Consider the following 16,282-nt stretch of genomic DNA (forward strand, 5'->3'; position numbering starts at 1 on the left):
CGTGAATCGCCACTCTTTTCTCTCCCCCCATTTCCTCGAGCAATGCAAGGAGGCTCGCCCACGATGGCGAACTACACTGCCGCCGACGTCAAGCGGCTCCGTGAGCTCACCGGCTCCGGAATGATGGACTGCAAGAACGCTCTCGCCGACAACGACGGCGATTTCGACAAGGCAGTCGAGCAGCTTCGTATCAAGGGCGCCAAGGACGTCGGCAAGCGCGCCGAGCGGTCCACCGCCGAAGGCCTCGTCGTCGCCAAGGACGGCGTTCTCGTCGAGATCAACTCGGAGACCGACTTCGTCGCGAAGAACGAGGAGTTCCAGAGCTTCGCGCAGTCGATCGCCGACGTCGCCGCGGCCGGCAAGCCCGCCGATGTCGACGCCTTGAAGGCGCTCGACCTCGACGGCAAGACGGTCGACGTCGCACTCCAGGAGCTCTCCGCCAAGATCGGCGAGAAGCTCGAGATCCGTCGCGTCGTCTCCTTCGACGGCCCGGTGGCCACCTACCTGCACAAGCGCAGCTCGGACCTCCCGCCCGCCGTGGGCGTTCTCGTCGAGTACACCGGCGAGGGCGAGGCCGCTGCCGAGGCAGCGCGTGGAGCAGCTATGCAGGTCGCAGCACTCAAGGCGAAGTACGTCACGCGCGACGAGGTCCCCGCGGACGTCGTCGAGGGCGAGCGTCGTATCGCCGAGCAGACCGCCATCGAGGAGGGCAAGCCGGAAGCGGCTCTGCCCAAGATCATCGAGGGTCGCGTCAACGGCTACTACAAGGACGTAGTGCTGACCGAGCAGTCCTCGGTCCAGGACAGCAAGAAGACCGTCAAGGCGCTTCTTGCAGACGCTGGAGTCACCATCACCCGCTTCGTGCGTTTCGAGGTCGGCTCCAACTGAGCCCCTGCTTCACCCGACCGTGCCGCTCACTCGAATCGAGTGGGCGGCACGGTCGTCTGCGCCCCCATGGGGCAAGATCAGGCGCAAGCCCCACGGACAGGAGTTGTCATGACCGAGTCGTCATCCGAACGCACCGGCTTCAGGCGAGTGTTGCTGAAGCTCGGTGGTGAAATGTTCGGCGGTGGTCAGGTCGGACTCGACCCGGACGTCGTGCAGAAGGTGGCGGAGGAGATCGCGGACGTCGTGCGCTCCGGCGTGCAGGTCGCCGTCGTCATCGGCGGCGGCAATTTCTTCCGCGGCGCCGAACTGCAGGTACGCGGTATGGACCGGTCCCGCTCGGACTACATGGGCATGCTCGGCACCGTGATGAACTGTCTTGCACTGCAGGACTTCCTGGAGAAGCAGGGCATCACGACCCGCGTTCAGACCGCCATCACGATGGGCCAGGTCGCGGAGCCGTACATACCGTTGCGTGCAGAACGCCACCTCGAGAAGGGCCGTGTCGTCATCTTCGGCGCGGGCATGGGCATGCCCTACTTCTCCACCGACACCACGGCCGCACAGCGCGCGCTCGAGATCGGCGCCGAGGTCGTCCTGATGGCGAAGGGCGTCGACGGCGTCTACTCCGCCGATCCCCGCGAAGATCCCGATGCCACCCTGTACACCGAGATCTCGCACCGCGAGGTGATCGAGAAGGGGTTGAAGGTGGCCGATGCCACAGCATTCAGCCTCTGCATGGACAATGGGATGCCGATCATGGTGTTCAATCTGCTCACCGAAGGCAACATCGCCCGCGCGGTGTCGGGTGAGAAGATCGGAACACTGGTCAAGTGAGTCACCACGTGCAGTCGCTGCACACTCGAAGTTTTCGGAAGGAACGGTCGTGATCGACGAAGCGCTCTTCGATGCAGAAGAGAGAATGGAAAAGGCCGTCACGGTCGCGCAGAACGACCTGTCGTCCATCCGCACGGGTCGCGCTAATCCCGGCATGTTCTCCAAGGTGCTGGTCGAGTATTACGGTGCTCTGACCCCCATCACCCAGCTCGCCGGCATCAACGTGCCCGAGGCGCGCATGGTGATCGTCAAGCCGTACGAACAGGCGCAGCTCGGTGCCATCGAAACGGCGATCCGTAACTCGGACCTGGGATTCAACCCGTCCAACGACGGCCACATCATCCGTATCTCCATTCCGCAGCTCACCGAAGAGCGTCGCCGTGAATACGTGAAACAGGCCAAGAGCAAGGGCGAGGATGCGAAAGTATCCATTCGCAACGTGCGTCGTAAAGCGATGGACGAGCTCAAGAGGATCCAGAAGGACGGCGAGGCGGGGGAGGACGAGGTCACCCGCGCCGAGGCCGAGTTGGACAAGACGACGGCGAAGTACGTCGCCCAGGTCGACGAGATCGTGAAGAACAAGGAAGCGGAATTGATGGAGGTGTGACCTCCTCCGGTTCCGGTGACTCCGGCGAAGTGAAACGAGAAGCAGTGTCCGTATCGGCCGACAGCGATTCGGCACCCGAACCCGCTCCGACGAAGACGTCACGTGCGGGACGCGACCTCCCGGCGGCGATCGCCGTCGGTGGTGGCCTGGGTGTCGGCCTCATCGTCGTCCTGGTGTTCGTGCCGCTGGTCTTCATACCGATCGCTGCTGTCGCCGTCGCGATCGCCTCGTGGGAGGTGACCAAACGTCTGCGCGAGTCCGACATCTCGGTGCCGCGCATTCCGGTCATCCTCGGTGGTCAGGCCATGATCTGGTTGTCCTGGCCGTTCGGTGCGCTGGGCGGTCTGAGCGCGTTCGCGGCGACCGTCCTGGTGACGATGGTGTGGCGGCTGCTCTCCGGCGGGCTCGACGTGGCACCGAAGAACTTCCTGCGAGACTGCGCGATCTCGATCTTCGTCCTCGCGTGGTTGCCTCTGTTCGGTGCCTTCGCCACGTTGCTGACCCTGTCGGACGACGGTGGGTTCCGCGTCCTCGTGCTGATGATCGCGGTGGTGTGTTCCGACGTCGGCGGGTACGCAGCCGGCGTCCTGTTCGGTCGCCACGCGATGGCCCCCGCCATCAGCCCCAAGAAGTCCTGGGAGGGACTCGGCGGATCGCTCCTGTTCAGCGTGGTGGGGTGCGTCCTCACCGTGTCGTTCCTTCTCGACGCGAATCCGCTCGTCGGTGCGTTGCTCGGCGTGCTGGTGGTGTTCTCGTCCACCCTCGGCGACCTGATCGAGTCCCAGGTCAAGCGTGAGCTCGGGATCAAGGACATGGGAACGATGCTGCCGGGCCACGGCGGTCTGATGGATCGTCTGGACTCGGTGCTGCCGAGCATCCTGGTCGCGTGGCTCGTCCTGACCGCTTTCGTCTGACTTCCGTGCGGGGCGTGATCGCCAGTCCGAACATCTGGAACTGGCCGGATCTCTACGAGGCCGAGAACCGAGCCCAGGACGTAACCGGAGAGATCGCTCGCGTGCTGCGTTCCCTGGCGCCCTTCACCGACCGCGACGTCGTCGACGTGGGGTGCGGCGCCGGCTTCCACCTTCCGATGTTCGCCGCGGACGCACGCAGCGTGATCGGTGTCGAGCCCCACCCACCGCTCCTGGAACGTGCGGCCGCGCTCGCATCCGGACTGCCGCGTACCCGTGTGACGGGGGGAACGGCGGAGTCGCTTCCTCTCGACGCCGCGTCGGTCGACGTGGTTCACGCACGCACCGCCTACTTCTTCGGCCCGGGATGCGGACCGGGAATCACCGAGGCGATGCGCGTCCTGCGCCCCGGGGGAGTTCTCGTCGTGGTCGATCTCGACGCGACAGTGGCCCCGTACGGCGAGTGGATGCGACGTGACCTCCCGCGATACGACCCGGCCGCGGTGGAGCGCTTCTTCGACGCCCAGGGGTTCGACACGACACGCGTCGTCACGCGGTGGGCGTTCCACGACCGTCGTACCCTCGACGCCGTTCTCGGGATCGAGTTCTCGCCGCGAGTGGCAGCCGCTGCCGTGCGGGCCGTCACCGGATTGTCCTTCGATGTCGGCTATCGGGTGCACACTCGTCGCAGACCGACGGGCGTGGAACTCGGATCAGGAATCGAGAAGCGCCTCGATCGTTCTTCCCGCTACGGTGACCGCTGAGCCACATCCGGTCGGCACGACGAAGGGCAGCATCTTTTCATGGCAACGACCCCGGCACACGTCGCCGACACCCACGACATGATCCGCGTCCAGGGCGCCCGCGTGAACTCCTTGAAGGACGTCAGCGTGGAGATCCCGAAGCGCCGGCTCACGGTCTTCACCGGGGTGTCCGGATCGGGCAAGAGTTCCCTGGTGTTCGGCACCATCGCGGCGGAGTCGCAGCGGATGATCAACGAGACCTACAGCACGTTCGTGCAAGGCTTCATGCCGACGATGGCCCGCCCCGATGTCGACATCCTCGACGGTCTGACCACGGCGATCATCGTCGATCAGCAGCGTCTCGGAGCCGATCCGCGATCCACGGTCGGCACCGCGACGGATGCCAACGCGCTGTTGCGCATCCTGTTCAGTCGACTCGGCACGCCCCACCTGGGCTCCCCGCAGGCGTTCTCCTTCAATGTGGCGTCGATTTCCGGGGCCGGTGCGGTGACCATGGAGAAGGGCGGTCGACAGACCAAGGAGAAGCGCACCTTCAGCATCACCGGGGGAATGTGCCCGCGGTGCGAGGGTCGCGGTGCGGTGTCCGACATCGACCTCACCGCGCTGTTCGACGAGTCGAAGTCGCTGAACGAGGGCGCGATCACCATTCCCGGATACAGCATGGACGGGTGGTTCGGCCGTATCTTCCGGGGCTGCGGGTACTTCGACCCGGACAAGCCGATCGCGAAGTTCACCAAGCGTCAACGCGAGGATCTGCTCTACCGCGAGCCGACCAAGATCCAGATCGACGGCATCAATCTGACGTACTCCGGACTGATTCCGCAGATGCAGAAGTCGATGCTGTCCAAGGACGTCGATGCGATGCAGCCGCACATCCGGGCGTTCGTGGAGCGGGCGGTCACCTTCGCCGTCTGCCCCGAGTGCGACGGGACCAGGCTGAACGAGGGCGCACGCTCCTCGACGATCGACGGCGTCTCGATTGCCGACGCCTGCGCCATGCAGATCAGCGATCTCGCCGTGTGGGTCCGCGGTCTGACGGACAGTTCGGTCGGGCCGCTGCTCGAGTCGTTGGCGGAGACCCTGGCGTCGTTCGTCGAGATCGGCCTGGGATATCTGAGTCTCGATCGTCCTGCCGGAACGCTGTCCGGGGGAGAAGCGCAGCGCACCAAGATGATCCGGCATCTCGGATCGTCACTGACCGATGTGACCTACGTGTTCGACGAGCCCACGACGGGTCTGCATCCGCACGACATCGCCAACATGAACGACCTCCTGCTCCGTCTCCGCGACAAGGGAAACACGGTCCTGGTGGTCGAGCACAAGCCGGAGACCATCGTGATCGCCGATCACGTCGTCGACCTCGGCCCGGGCGCCGGAACCGACGGCGGCACCATCTGTTTCGAGGGGACGGTCGACGGCCTGCGCACCAGCGACACCGTCACCGGGCACCACTTCGACGACCGTGTGTCGGTGAAGGACACGGTGCGGGCGTGGACGGATTCCCTGCAGATCCGAGGTGCCGACACCCACAATCTCCGGTCCGTCGACGTCGACGTGCCGTTGGGCGTCCTGGTCGTCGTCACGGGTGTGGCCGGTTCGGGGAAGAGCACGTTGATCCACGGATCGCTGTCCGGACGCGACGGCGTCGTCTCGGTGGACCAGGGCGCGATCCGCGGTTCGCGTCGTAGCAACCCCGCGACGTACACGAGTCTCCTCGAGCCGATCCGGAAAGCGTTCGCGAAGGCGAACGGCGTGAAACCCGCACTCTTCAGCGCCAATTCGGAGGGTGCGTGTCCCACCTGCAACGGCAACGGTGTGATCTACAGCGATCTCGCGATCATGGCCGGTGTCGCCACGGTCTGCGAACTGTGCGGCGGCAAACGGTTTCAGGCATCGGTGCTCGAGTACCGGCTGGGTGGGAAGGACATCAGCGAGGTCCTCTCCATGTCGGTGGCGGAGGCCGCGGCGTTCTTCGGGGAGGGAGATGCGGCTCTGCCCGCTGCGCACAAGATCCTGAGCCGGCTGGCCGATGTCGGCCTGGGCTATATGACGCTCGGGCAACCGCTGACGACGTTGTCCGGTGGTGAGCGTCAGCGGCTCAAGCTGGCGACTCACATGGGCGACAAGGGCGGAGTTCTCATCCTGGACGAGCCGACGACCGGTCTGCATCTAGCAGACGTCGAGCAGCTGCTGGCGCTGCTGGACCGTCTCGTCGACGCCGGCAAGTCAGTGATCGTCGTCGAGCATCATCAGGCCGTCATGGCCCACGCGGACTGGATCATCGACCTCGGTCCGGGTGCCGGTCACGACGGTGGAACCGTGGTGTTCGAGGGCACGCCGGCGGATCTCGTGAACGCCGAATCCACCCTCACGGGTGAACATCTGGCGGCCTACGTGCGGCGCTGACGGTCAGCCGATCGAGAAGACGGCTGCCTGAGCGGTGATCTTCTTCGCCTTCGCGAGGCGAGGCAGATCGCTTCCGTCACGGACGCCGGAGCCGTCTTCACCGAGCTGCTCGATGACCTCTTTCGCCCACGCGACGTCCTGGACGCTGGGAGCGAGTTCCTTGTTGACGATGGGGCCCTGATCGGAATGCATGCAGAGCTTGCCGGTCATTCCCATCGACACGGTCAGCTGGCTGTCCCGGCTGAGCATGCTGTCGTTGACGGCCAGGGTCGGTCCGTCGATCGGGCCGGGCAACCGCGCTGCGCGGCTGGAGACGACGAGCCGGGCGCGGGGGTAGGACATCGCCATCGGGTCGTCGCTCATCCCGGTGTCACGACGGAAGTCGCCGCTTCCGAACGCGAGGCGGAAGGTGGCTTCGGCACGGGCGATCTCCGGTGCGGCTTCCAGGCCCATCGCGGACTCGACCAGTGCGACGATGCGGCATCCTTCGCCGAGACGCGCGGCCGTGGCCTCGACCTGGCTGCCACTCTCGGTTTTGGCCAGCATGACGCCCTCGAGGGTGTCGATGCCGCGAAGAGCCTCGAGATCGTCTGCCCAGAACTCGGTCGTCGCGTCGTTGATGCGCACCCATGCGCGTCCACCGGCGCGAAGCCAGGACACCACGGCGTCGCGTGCTGCCGGCTTCGCACCGGGAGCCACCGCGTCCTCGATGTCGAGGATGATGGCGTCGACTGCGGATTCGGCAGCGGGGGTGAACAAGTCGGGCTTGCTCGCGGGAACGAGGAGCCACGAGCGTGCTTTGTCTGCAGCCACTACGGGTAGCACTGGGTTCTCCATGAAGGTCGTCACTGCGGATGTCCTGTCGGTGGATCGCTCGCGGTTACCGGTCGATCCCCACTGTGCACGGCTCGACCGCCCACGTGAAGGTTCTGTCAATAGTGTTCACGTGAGCGGTCGGACAGAGCGGGTATGACTGTGATGTCACTTACGCTTGGCGGCCCGTCGGACCTGGAGGATGCGGACTCCGCCGGCAGCGGCCATGACGAGTGCTCCGGCAACGGCGGCGAGCAGCATGCCGATACCGATGGGGAGGTCGAACGTCCATCCGAACAGGTGGATGGGCACGCTGTCGAGGTTCTGCAGGATGAACACCATCAGCACGACCAGGATGATCGCGCCGACGACCAGACCTGTGTACAGGGCAGCGGCGCGGGTGTGCTTGACGCCGTCCGGGGTCTTCCCGGCCGCCGCCCGGGTGTCCACCGTGTCGCCCGGGCCGTCGAGAGGTGCCGAGGTGGTCAGAGGGGCGTCCGCGCCGGTGCCGGCGGTCGGATCGGATGCGTCGTGCGATGAGCGAGCCATGTGTCGATCATGCTGCACCGACGTGTCGAATGCACGTCCCGATCGGCGGTGTCCGCAGGTAGTACGCGGACAGTGAGACAATGGAGCCACTATGGCACCCATCGCTCTCCCTCTCGTATTCGACGCTCCCCGTCGCGGCATGCCCGCGAAGCATCTCGCGGACCTCGACGCCGACCAGCGTCGTGCCGCTGTCGTCGCCCTGGGCCTGCCGGCATTCCGAGCGGATCAGCTGGCCCGTCAGTACTACTCGCGCCTCGAGGCGGACCCGGCGAAGATGACCGACCTGCCGGCGTCGGTACGCGAGAAGGTGGGCGAGGCACTCTTCCCGACCCTCCTGACCCCGATCAAGCACATCGCGTGCGACGGAGGCGACACGAGGAAGACGCTGTGGAAGGCCGGTGACGGCACGCTGCTGGAGTCGGTTCTGATGCGCTACCCCGACCGTGCGACGCTGTGCATCTCGAGCCAGGCGGGGTGCGGGATGGCGTGTCCGTTCTGCGCTACCGGCCAGGCGGGACTGCAGCGCAACCTGTCGACGGCGGAGATCGTCGACCAGGTGCGGTCCGCCGCAGCCGACCTTCGGGACGGGGCCGTCGAAGGCGGCGAGGGACGCCTGTCGAACGTCGTGTTCATGGGCATGGGGGAGCCGCTGGCCAACTACAAGCGTGTCGTCGCAGCGGTGAAGCGGATCGTCTCACCCGCGCCTGAAGGACTGGGGCTGTCCCAGCGTTCGGTCACCGTGTCGACGGTGGGTCTGGCGCCGGCCATCCGCAAACTCGCCGACGAGGGCCTGACCGTCACGCTCGCCGTGTCGCTGCACTGCCCGGACGACGAACTGCGCGACACGTTGGTACCGGTCAACAACCGCTGGTCGATCTCCGAGGTGCTCGACGCTGCGCGGTACTACGCGGACACCACGGGCCGTCGAGTCTCGATCGAATACGCGTTGATCCGCGACATCAACGATCAGCCGTGGCGTGCCGACCTGCTGGCCAAGAAGCTGAAGAAGGCACTCGGCGCGTTGGTGCACGTCAACCTGATCCCGCTGAACCCGACACCGGGCAGCGAGTGGGATGCCAGCCCGAAGCCGGTCGAGCAGGAGTTCGTGCGGCGGGTGCGCGCGCAGGGAGTCTCCTGCACCGTGCGCGACACGCGCGGACAGGAGATCGCAGCCGCCTGCGGTCAGTTGGCCGCGGAGAACTGATTCAGGAGTGGCGGGGCTTGCGTCGACGCAGGACGTCGCGAACGAGGATGAACGCGATGGCGGCGGCGAAGCCGATCAGCCACAGGTCCTCGACGCGTCCGCTGTGGTTGCCGATGATCATCACGAGCAGGATCGCGACGGTCACCCAGCCGGCGATGCGTGACGTGCGCGGGCCTTCGCCGCTCCATCCCCATTCGGCGGACGGAACTTCGGCGGTGCTCACGTTCGTCGTGGGAACGCGGTCGACGTCGGAAGCGTGGTTCCGGCTGATGTCGGTCACGGCCGATCCTCCTGATGCTCTGTGATCCTGGTGCAGATGGTGACGTCACCCTAGCGCGCGGTACGACCGCCTGTCGTAGGGGATGGCGTCAATCCTTCAACGCCGCCACGTAACGCCCGGTGGCGATGCGCTGGGTGGCCCGGTTGAGCGGGCCACCCAGGGCGACCAGTCGATTTCCCGGCCGGGAGAAGGCACGAATGACGGCGTACACCGTGTCGGTCTCGGCATCTCGGCGCACCGAGAAGCTCTCCTCGCCGCTCTCGGGGTGTCCAGGGAGCGTTCCGTAGGCGAATCCGCGGCGTTGCGGTTCGTCGATCACGTCGACGACTCTGCACGGGATGCGGACCGGACCGAGTCGCAACACCACCACGGCGTCGACGACGGCCCTCGGCGAGGTCGCCCACACCGTGAGGCCCGCACCGCGGTGCATGTCCCAGGCCAGGATCTTCGCGGCGGCTCGTTCGAACAGGTCGACGCCGGTACCGATCGGTTCCTCGACATCGACATGGTGGTAGCCGGCGGGCATCACCTCGCGCGCCGTTCCGCCGACCTCCGAGTACGTGAACGAGGTTCCGGTGTAGGTGTCGGGGTCCGCGGACGGAAGGAACGGCATCACGCCATCCTGGCACGGAGGGGAGCGACTGCGCCCGCACACGTTCCTCTCAGCGCGGTCGTTCACACTGTCCTGGTGACGGACGCGAAGACGAGGGTGCTCGTTCTGGGCAGCACGGGATCCATCGGTACCCAGGCGCTCGAGGTGATGGCAGCACGCCCCGACAAGTTCACGATCGTCGGACTCGCGGCCGGCGGCGGCAACATCGACCTCCTGCGACGACAGATCGACGCGACCGGCGTCACCGAGGTCGCGGTGGCCGATGTCGACGCGGCGAGACGGCTCGACCGTCCCGGTGTCCGGTCGGGCCCCACCGCCGCGACCGACCTGGTCCGCGACGTGGGTGCCGACGTCGTCCTCAACGCCCTCGTCGGCTCGCTGGGTCTGCCGCCGACACTGGCGGCCCTCGAATCGGGCGCCCGGCTGGCGTTGGCTAACAAGGAGTCCCTGGTGGCGGGCGGGTCGTTGGTGACCTCCGCTGCGGCGCCCGGTCAGATCGTCCCCGTCGACTCCGAGCACTCCGCGGTGGCGCAGTGTCTGCGCGGAGGCCGCGCGGACGAGGTGGCACGGCTGGTCGTCACGGCGTCGGGCGGCCCGTTCCGCGGGTGGGACCGCAAGGGTCTGGAGTCCGTCACCCCCGACCAGGCGGGCAAGCACCCCACCTGGTCCATGGGCCCGATGAATACCCTGAACTCCGCGACGCTGGTGAACAAGGGGCTCGAGGTGATCGAGGCGCACCTGCTGTTCGGGATCCCGTACGACCGCATCGACGTCACGGTGCACCCGCAGTCGATCGTCCACTCGATGGTGACGTTCACCGACGGCTCGACGCTCGCCCAGGCCAGCCCCCCGGACATGAAGCTGCCCATCGCGTTGGCGCTCGGCTGGCCCGCCCGCATCGCCGACGCCGCGGCGGCCCTGGACTTCACGCGATCACACACGTGGGACTTCGAACCCCTCGACGACGCCGTGTTTCCGGCCGTCGCACTCGCGCGTCGTGCCGGTGAGCTGGGTGGCTGCATGACGGCCGTCTACAACGCCTCGAACGAGATCGCCGCGGAAGCCTTCCTCGCGGGCGCGCTGCGCTTCCCACAGATAGTCGACGTCGTCGCCGAGGTGGTCGATGCCGGATCCGCCGAATGGTCGGCGGAACCGTCTACCGTGGACGAAGTTCTGGCGGCGGACTCGTGGGCCCGTGACAGCGCCCGCACGCTCGCGCGATCGAAAGGCTGAACGACAAGATGGTGTTCGTTCTCGGTGTCGTCGCATTCGCGATCTGCATCGGCATCTCCATTGCACTGCACGAGTGCGGTCACATGTGGGTGGCCAAGGCCACCGGCATGAAGGTCCGGCGGTACTACATCGGCTTCGGGCCGAAGATCTTCTCCTGGACGCGCGGCGAGACCGAGTACGGTCTCAAAGCCGTTCCGGCAGGCGGCTTCTGCGATATCGCCGGCATGACGGCAGTGGACGAACTCGCGCCCGACGAGGTCGATCGTGCGATGTACAAGCAGAAGACGTGGAAGCGTTTGGCCGTCATGTTCGGCGGCATCGCGATGAACTTCGTGCTGGCCTTCGTTCTCGTCTACACGCTCGCGCTCGGGTGGGGTCTGCCCAACCGGGACACGTCGGCGACGGTGGCCGGGGTCCAGTGCGTCGCGGCGCAGAACGAGGACAGAACGTTCGATTCCTGCTCCGGTCTCGGTCCGGCAGGTGACGCCGGCATTCGGGCCGGTGACGTCATCACCGCGGTGAACGGCGACGACACGGCGACGTTCGCCGACGTCGTCGACAAGATCCAGGGCGCGACCGGGTCCGTCGACGTCACCGTCCAGCGCGGCGACGACACGCTCACGCTTCCGGTCACGGTCCAGCGGACCGAGCGTCTCTTCGCGCTCGACAATTCGGCCGACGGGCCCCTCGAACTGCGCACCACCGGCGCCATCGGTGTCGCCCGCACACCCCTGACCATCGACTACAACGCGCTCTCGGCCGTGCCGGGCGCGGTCTCGTACACGGGCTTCATCGCGGGCCAGACAGCCCACGCGATCGTCGATCTGCCCAGCAAGGTCGGCGCGCTGTGGACGGCCGTCACCGGCGGCGAACGCGACGCCGACACTCCGGTCAGCGTCGTCGGGGCCAGTGTCATCGGTGGTCAGGCCGCCGAACTGGGATTGTGGCAGGTGTTCGTCAGCCTGTTGGCGACGCTGAACTTCTTCCTCGGCGCGTTCAACCTTTTGCCGCTGCTCCCTCTCGACGGCGGTCACATCGCGGTGACGATCTACGAGGGCATCCGCAACAAGATCAGAGCGGTGCGCGGGTTGGGCAAGGGTGCGCCGGTGAACTACATGAAGCTGATGCCGCTGACCTACGTGGTCATCGTCATCGGTGGTGCATTCATGCTGCTCACCCTCACCGCGGACATCGTCAATCCCATCCAGCTGTTCCAGTAACTACAGTGGTGCATGTCAGACGGCAGTAGTTGCCGTCAGACGACGAAAGGAACGAAGTGACCGTTGGACTGGGCATGCCGGCCGGACCCGTACCGGTGCTCACACCGCGACGGAAGACCCGCCAGCTGCAGGTAGGAACTGTCGGCGTCGGAAGCGACTCGCCGATCTCGGTGCAGTCGATGACGACGACCAAGACTCACGACATCGATGCCACGCTGCAGCAGATCGCCGAGCTCACTGCCTCGGGCTGCGACATCGTGCGCGTGGCCTGCCCTCGGCAGGAAGATGCGGACGCGCTCGCGACCATCGCGCGCAAGTCGCAGATCCCGGTGATCGCGGACATTCACTTCCAGCCGCGCTACATCTTCGCCGCGATCGACGCAGGTTGTGCCGCCGTCCGCGTCAACCCCGGCAACATCAAGGAGTTCGACGGCCGAGTCAAGGAGGTCGCGAAGGCGGCCGGTGACGCCGGTATCCCGATCCGGATCGGCGTCAACGCCGGATCGCTCGACCCGCGGCTGATGCAGAAGTACGGCAAGGCGACCCCGGAAGCACTCGTCGAGTCGGCCCTGTGGGAAGCCGGCCTGTTCGAGGAGCACGGCTTCGGCGACATCAAGATCTCGGTCAAGCACAACGACCCGGTGATCATGGTCGAGGCCTACCGCCAGCTCGCGGCCAAGTGCGACTACCCGCTGCACCTCGGCGTCACCGAAGCCGGCCCGGCGTTCCAGGGCACCATCAAGTCCGCCGTCGCTTTCGGATCGCTGCTCGCCGACGGCATCGGTGACACCATCCGCGTGTCCCTCTCGGCTCCGCCGAACGAGGAGATCAAGGTGGGAACGCAGATCCTGCAGTCCCTGAACCTGCGCCCGCGCAAGCTCGAGATCGTGTCGTGCCCGTCCTGTGGCCGTGCTCAGGTCGACGTGTACTCCCTCGCCGATCAGGTCACCGCCGGACTCGAAGGCATGGACATCCCGCTGCGCGTCGCCGTCATGGGATGCGTCGTCAATGGACCCGGCGAAGCGCGCGATGCCGATCTCGGCGTGGCGTCGGGAAATGGCAAGGGTCAGATCTTCGTCAAGGGTGAGGTCATCAAGACCGTGCCGGAAGCGATGATCGTGGAAACCCTGATCGAGGAAGCCATGCGTATCGCCGAGACGTACGAGGCGGATCAGCAGGCGGGACCGGGCGCACCCGTGGTGTCCGTCAGCTGATTCGGTCCTACGGAACCGCTTTTGCTGGCAAAGTTCAGGGTCACGGAGGTGGCGGGATGCTCAAACTGCTCGGCGCGAAGGCGCTGACGAGCCGGGACACGAACGAAGTCGTTCGTGTCCTGCGTCGTGATCCCGTGGCGTCGTGCATGGTCCTCGCCCGCGTCGAGGAAGCCGGAATCGAACCCCGCACCAATTACGGTGAAATGTGGTCGCGGGGTGGTCCGGCCTCCTCGCTGTGTTTCTCCGGTGCCAATCTGGTGCCGTTGTTCGGGACGTACGACGACCTCCGAAGCTTCGCCGAGCGCGCGCTCCGGGCACCTCGGGTGTGTTCGTCCCTCGTCGGCCGCGCCGAGCTGACACTTCCGTTGTGGGACATGCTGTCCGGTGAGTGGGGCACGCCTCGCGAGGTCCGCGCCGAGCAGCCCCTGCTGGCGCTGACCACGATTCCCACCGCCGTCGACGTCCACGTTCGACGCGTCACGATCGACGAGCTCGACGTCTACCTCACCGCCGCCGTCGCCATGTTCATCGAGGAAGTCGGCGTCGATCCCCGAGCCGGAGACGGTGGACGTGGGTACCGGCGTCGGATCGCCGGGCTGATCGCCGCCGGGCGCGCCTGGGCTCGGTTCGAGGACGGTCGCGTCATCTTCAAGGCGGAGGTCGGGTCGATGTCCACGTCGGTAGGGCAGATTCAGGGTGTCTGGGTGCATCCGCTGTTCCGCGGTCGCGGGCTGGGGACGTCCGGCACCGCCACCGTCGCCGCGGCCGTGGTGGACAGTGGCAGGACAGCCAGCCTCTACGTGAACAGCTTCAACGTGCCGGCGCGACGGGCCTACGAACGTGTCGGTTTCGAACGAGTAGCTACGTTCTCCACGGTGTTGCTCGACTAGAACGGGAGCTCGCCGTTCTACGATGAGTATCGATGATCTTTCGAACGCACGGCCGAATCACCCGCGTACTTCTCGCAGTCGTCGCGACGACGACGGTGGTGTCGGCAACCGCGTGTACCCCCAAGCCGCAGGGACCGGAGTCCGCCGCCGACACCTTCGTCGCAGCGCTCGCTCAGCGTGACAGCGCAGCTGCCGGGCAGGTGACGGACAGGGCCGATCTCGCAGCGTCCGCCGTCGACAAGGCATGGGACGGACTGCAGGCCGAGTCGCTCGACGCGCAGACGGGGGCCGTGTCCGTGAACGGCGACACTGCGACCGTCGACTACACCTACACGTGGCATCTGCCGAAGGACCGCACCTGGACCTACGACGGGGCACTGCAGATGGGGCGTCGCGGCGGCGACTGGGTCGTCCGCTGGAACTCGACGGATCTGCACCCGAAGCTCGGGGACACCCAGTCGATGGTTCTGCGATCCACCGCCGCGGAGCGCGCCAGGGTGAACGAGCACGCCGGCTCGGACGTTCTCGTTCCCGGTGTCGTGCACGGTGTCTCGTTCGATGCATCGGAGGCGACCGACGTCGTCGGCAGCGCCCGGACGCTCGAACGTATCCTCGTCCCGTTCGACGCCTCGATCACTGCCCAGTCCATCGTGGAATCGGCGACCGCGTCGCCGGGTCCCTATCGCGTCGTCACGCTGAGGGACGAGGACTACGAGGCGGTGGCACCGGGACTGCTCGCGTTGTCGGGTGTCACGGTGTCGGAGCAGTCCGACCTGGTGTCCACCGATCGCACCTTCGCGCCCGACCTGGTGAGCCAGGTGAAGAAGACGGTGATGGACCGTGTGGACGGCGCTGCCGGCTGGAGCGTGGTCGCCGTGAACACCAACGGCGCAGATACCGGGATCCTGACCGAGACGGCCCCGCAGCCGGTCCCGTCCATCAGCATCAGTCTCGACCGTCCGGTGCAGGTCGCCGCACAGAATGCCGTGAACGTCTCGCGCGACCAGGCGATGATGGTGGTGATCCAGCCGTCGACCGGAGACATCCTCGCGGTCGCGCAGAACGCGGCCGCCGACAAGGACGGCCCGGTCGCGTCCACGGGCCTCTACCCGCCGGGGTCGACCTTCAAGATCGTCACCGCGGGCGCCGCGATCGAGGAAGGCATCGCAACGCCGGAGACGACGGTGCCGTGTCCCGGCCGCATCGTCATCGGCGAGCGCAGTGTGCCCAATTACAACGAGTTCTCGCTGGGGAACGTATCGATGAGCACCGCGTTCACCCGGTCGTGCAACACCTCCTTCGCCAAGCTGGCCAGCGAGATGTCGGCCGGTGCGTTGACCGATGCGGCGTCGATGTTCGGGATCGGGCCGGAGTACGGCGTGGTCGGGCTTCCCACCGAGTCGGGATCGGTGCCGCCGGCCGAGGAACTGGTCCAGCGGACCGAGGACGGCTTCGGCCAGGGCAAGGTGCTGGTGTCGACGTTCGGCATGGCGCTCGCCGCGGCCACCGTCGCACACGGCTCCACCCCGGTTCCCACCCTGATCCAGGGGGAGGAGACCACGATCGACGGTGACCATCCGCAGATCGAGCCGGCCATGGTCGACGGGCTCCGCGGCATGATGCGATCCGTGGTCACCAGCGGTACCGCCGAGCGCATCGCCGACCAGGGTGAGGTGTACGGCAAGACGGGTGAGGCCGAGGTCGAGGGCGGGTCCCATGCCTGGTTCGTCGGCTACCGCGGCGATCTCGCATTCGCGACACTGGTGGTGCGCGGCGGCAGTTCCGACAACGCCGTCGCCGTGACTCGCGACATGATCACCGCCTTGCCCGCCGGATACTGACAGCGACCGACGGCG

The 16,282-nt window shown here is 66.6% G+C and carries 16 protein-coding genes; 12 read left to right on the forward strand and 4 right to left on the reverse strand.

Going from position 1 to position 16,282, the window contains the following annotated elements; genetic code table 11:
- Positions 1-63 precede the first annotated feature (63 nt).
- The 6 genes from tsf to RU01_RS00475 all read left to right on the forward strand — a co-directional run bounded on the left by tsf (position 64) and on the right by RU01_RS00475 (position 6,410).
- Positions 64-888 carry a translation elongation factor Ts gene (gene tsf, locus RU01_RS00450; protein ID WP_042572543.1) on the forward strand — a complete coding sequence of 275 codons (825 nt, stop codon included), beginning with the start codon at positions 64-66 and terminating at the stop codon, positions 886-888.
- 108 nt (positions 889-996) lie between these two features.
- The gene (gene pyrH, locus RU01_RS00455) at positions 997-1,722 is read left to right on the forward strand and encodes a UMP kinase (protein ID WP_042572544.1); all 726 of its coding nucleotides are present in this window, start codon (positions 997-999) and stop codon (positions 1,720-1,722) included.
- A gap of 49 nt (positions 1,723-1,771) precedes the next feature.
- Entirely contained in the window at positions 1,772-2,329 is a 558-nt protein-coding gene (frr, locus tag RU01_RS00460; protein ID WP_042572545.1) for a ribosome recycling factor, read from the forward strand.
- Positions 2,330-2,358: 29 nt separating this feature from the next.
- Entirely contained in the window at positions 2,359-3,243 is an 885-nt protein-coding gene (locus tag RU01_RS00465; RefSeq protein WP_442970425.1) for a phosphatidate cytidylyltransferase, read from the forward strand.
- A gap of 14 nt (positions 3,244-3,257) precedes the next feature.
- Positions 3,258-4,004, forward strand: coding sequence for a class I SAM-dependent methyltransferase (locus tag RU01_RS00470; RefSeq protein WP_156148721.1), 747 nt, complete (start codon positions 3,258-3,260; stop codon positions 4,002-4,004).
- 39 nt (positions 4,005-4,043) lie between these two features.
- Positions 4,044-6,410, forward strand: coding sequence for an ATP-binding cassette domain-containing protein (locus tag RU01_RS00475; RefSeq protein ID WP_042572546.1), 2,367 nt, complete (start codon positions 4,044-4,046; stop codon positions 6,408-6,410).
- A 3-nt stretch (positions 6,411-6,413) separates the two neighbouring features.
- Here the strand turns inward: RU01_RS00475 and RU01_RS00480 are convergent, their stop codons facing one another.
- Together RU01_RS00480 and RU01_RS00485 are read right to left on the reverse strand one after the other, a co-directional pair.
- A complete protein-coding gene (locus tag RU01_RS00480) occupies positions 6,414-7,259 on the reverse strand; it encodes an HpcH/HpaI aldolase/citrate lyase family protein (protein ID WP_442970421.1) in 846 nt (281 codons plus the stop codon).
- 132 nt (positions 7,260-7,391) lie between these two features.
- Positions 7,392-7,772 carry a LapA family protein gene (locus tag RU01_RS00485; protein WP_042572547.1) on the reverse strand — a complete coding sequence of 127 codons (381 nt, stop codon included), beginning with the start codon at positions 7,770-7,772 and terminating at the stop codon, positions 7,392-7,394.
- A 91-nt stretch (positions 7,773-7,863) separates the two neighbouring features.
- Here RU01_RS00485 and rlmN point away from each other — a divergent pair, with 91 nt between their 5' ends.
- The gene (gene rlmN, locus RU01_RS00490) at positions 7,864-8,976 is read left to right on the forward strand and encodes a 23S rRNA (adenine(2503)-C(2))-methyltransferase RlmN (protein ID WP_042572548.1); all 1,113 of its coding nucleotides are present in this window, start codon (positions 7,864-7,866) and stop codon (positions 8,974-8,976) included.
- A 1-nt stretch (position 8,977) separates the two neighbouring features.
- Here the strand turns inward: rlmN and RU01_RS00495 are convergent, their stop codons facing one another.
- Together RU01_RS00495 and RU01_RS00500 are read right to left on the reverse strand one after the other, a co-directional pair.
- Positions 8,978-9,256, reverse strand: coding sequence for a DUF2631 domain-containing protein (locus tag RU01_RS00495; protein ID WP_442970422.1), 279 nt, complete (start codon positions 9,254-9,256; stop codon positions 8,978-8,980).
- Positions 9,257-9,344: 88 nt separating this feature from the next.
- Positions 9,345-9,869, reverse strand: coding sequence for a DUF1990 family protein (locus RU01_RS00500; protein WP_042572549.1), 525 nt, complete (start codon positions 9,867-9,869; stop codon positions 9,345-9,347).
- 96 nt (positions 9,870-9,965) lie between these two features.
- On the opposite strand from RU01_RS00500, the gene dxr reads away from it, so the two are divergent.
- The 5 genes from dxr (at position 9,966) to RU01_RS00525 (ending at position 16,267) form a co-directional block, all read left to right on the forward strand.
- Positions 9,966-11,102, forward strand: coding sequence for a 1-deoxy-D-xylulose-5-phosphate reductoisomerase (gene dxr, locus RU01_RS00505; RefSeq protein WP_042572695.1), 1,137 nt, complete (start codon positions 9,966-9,968; stop codon positions 11,100-11,102).
- 8 nt (positions 11,103-11,110) lie between these two features.
- On the forward strand, positions 11,111-12,322 hold the full coding sequence (locus tag RU01_RS00510) for a M50 family metallopeptidase (RefSeq protein ID WP_042572550.1): 1,212 nt from the start codon (positions 11,111-11,113) through the stop codon (positions 12,320-12,322).
- 74 nt (positions 12,323-12,396) lie between these two features.
- Positions 12,397-13,536 carry a flavodoxin-dependent (E)-4-hydroxy-3-methylbut-2-enyl-diphosphate synthase gene (ispG, locus tag RU01_RS00515; protein ID WP_042572551.1) on the forward strand — a complete coding sequence of 380 codons (1,140 nt, stop codon included), beginning with the start codon at positions 12,397-12,399 and terminating at the stop codon, positions 13,534-13,536.
- A gap of 56 nt (positions 13,537-13,592) precedes the next feature.
- Entirely contained in the window at positions 13,593-14,426 is an 834-nt protein-coding gene (locus tag RU01_RS00520; RefSeq protein WP_042572552.1) for a GNAT family N-acetyltransferase, read from the forward strand.
- Positions 14,427-14,458: 32 nt separating this feature from the next.
- Positions 14,459-16,267 (forward strand): penicillin-binding transpeptidase domain-containing protein, encoded by a 1,809-nt coding sequence (locus RU01_RS00525; protein WP_082042776.1) that lies wholly within the window; start codon positions 14,459-14,461, stop codon positions 16,265-16,267.
- The last annotated feature ends 15 nt before the right edge of the window (positions 16,268-16,282 follow it).

The organism is Rhodococcus sp. MEB064, assembly GCF_000834565.1.
In the GTDB taxonomy this organism is placed as follows: domain Bacteria; phylum Actinomycetota; class Actinomycetes; order Mycobacteriales; family Mycobacteriaceae; genus Rhodococcoides.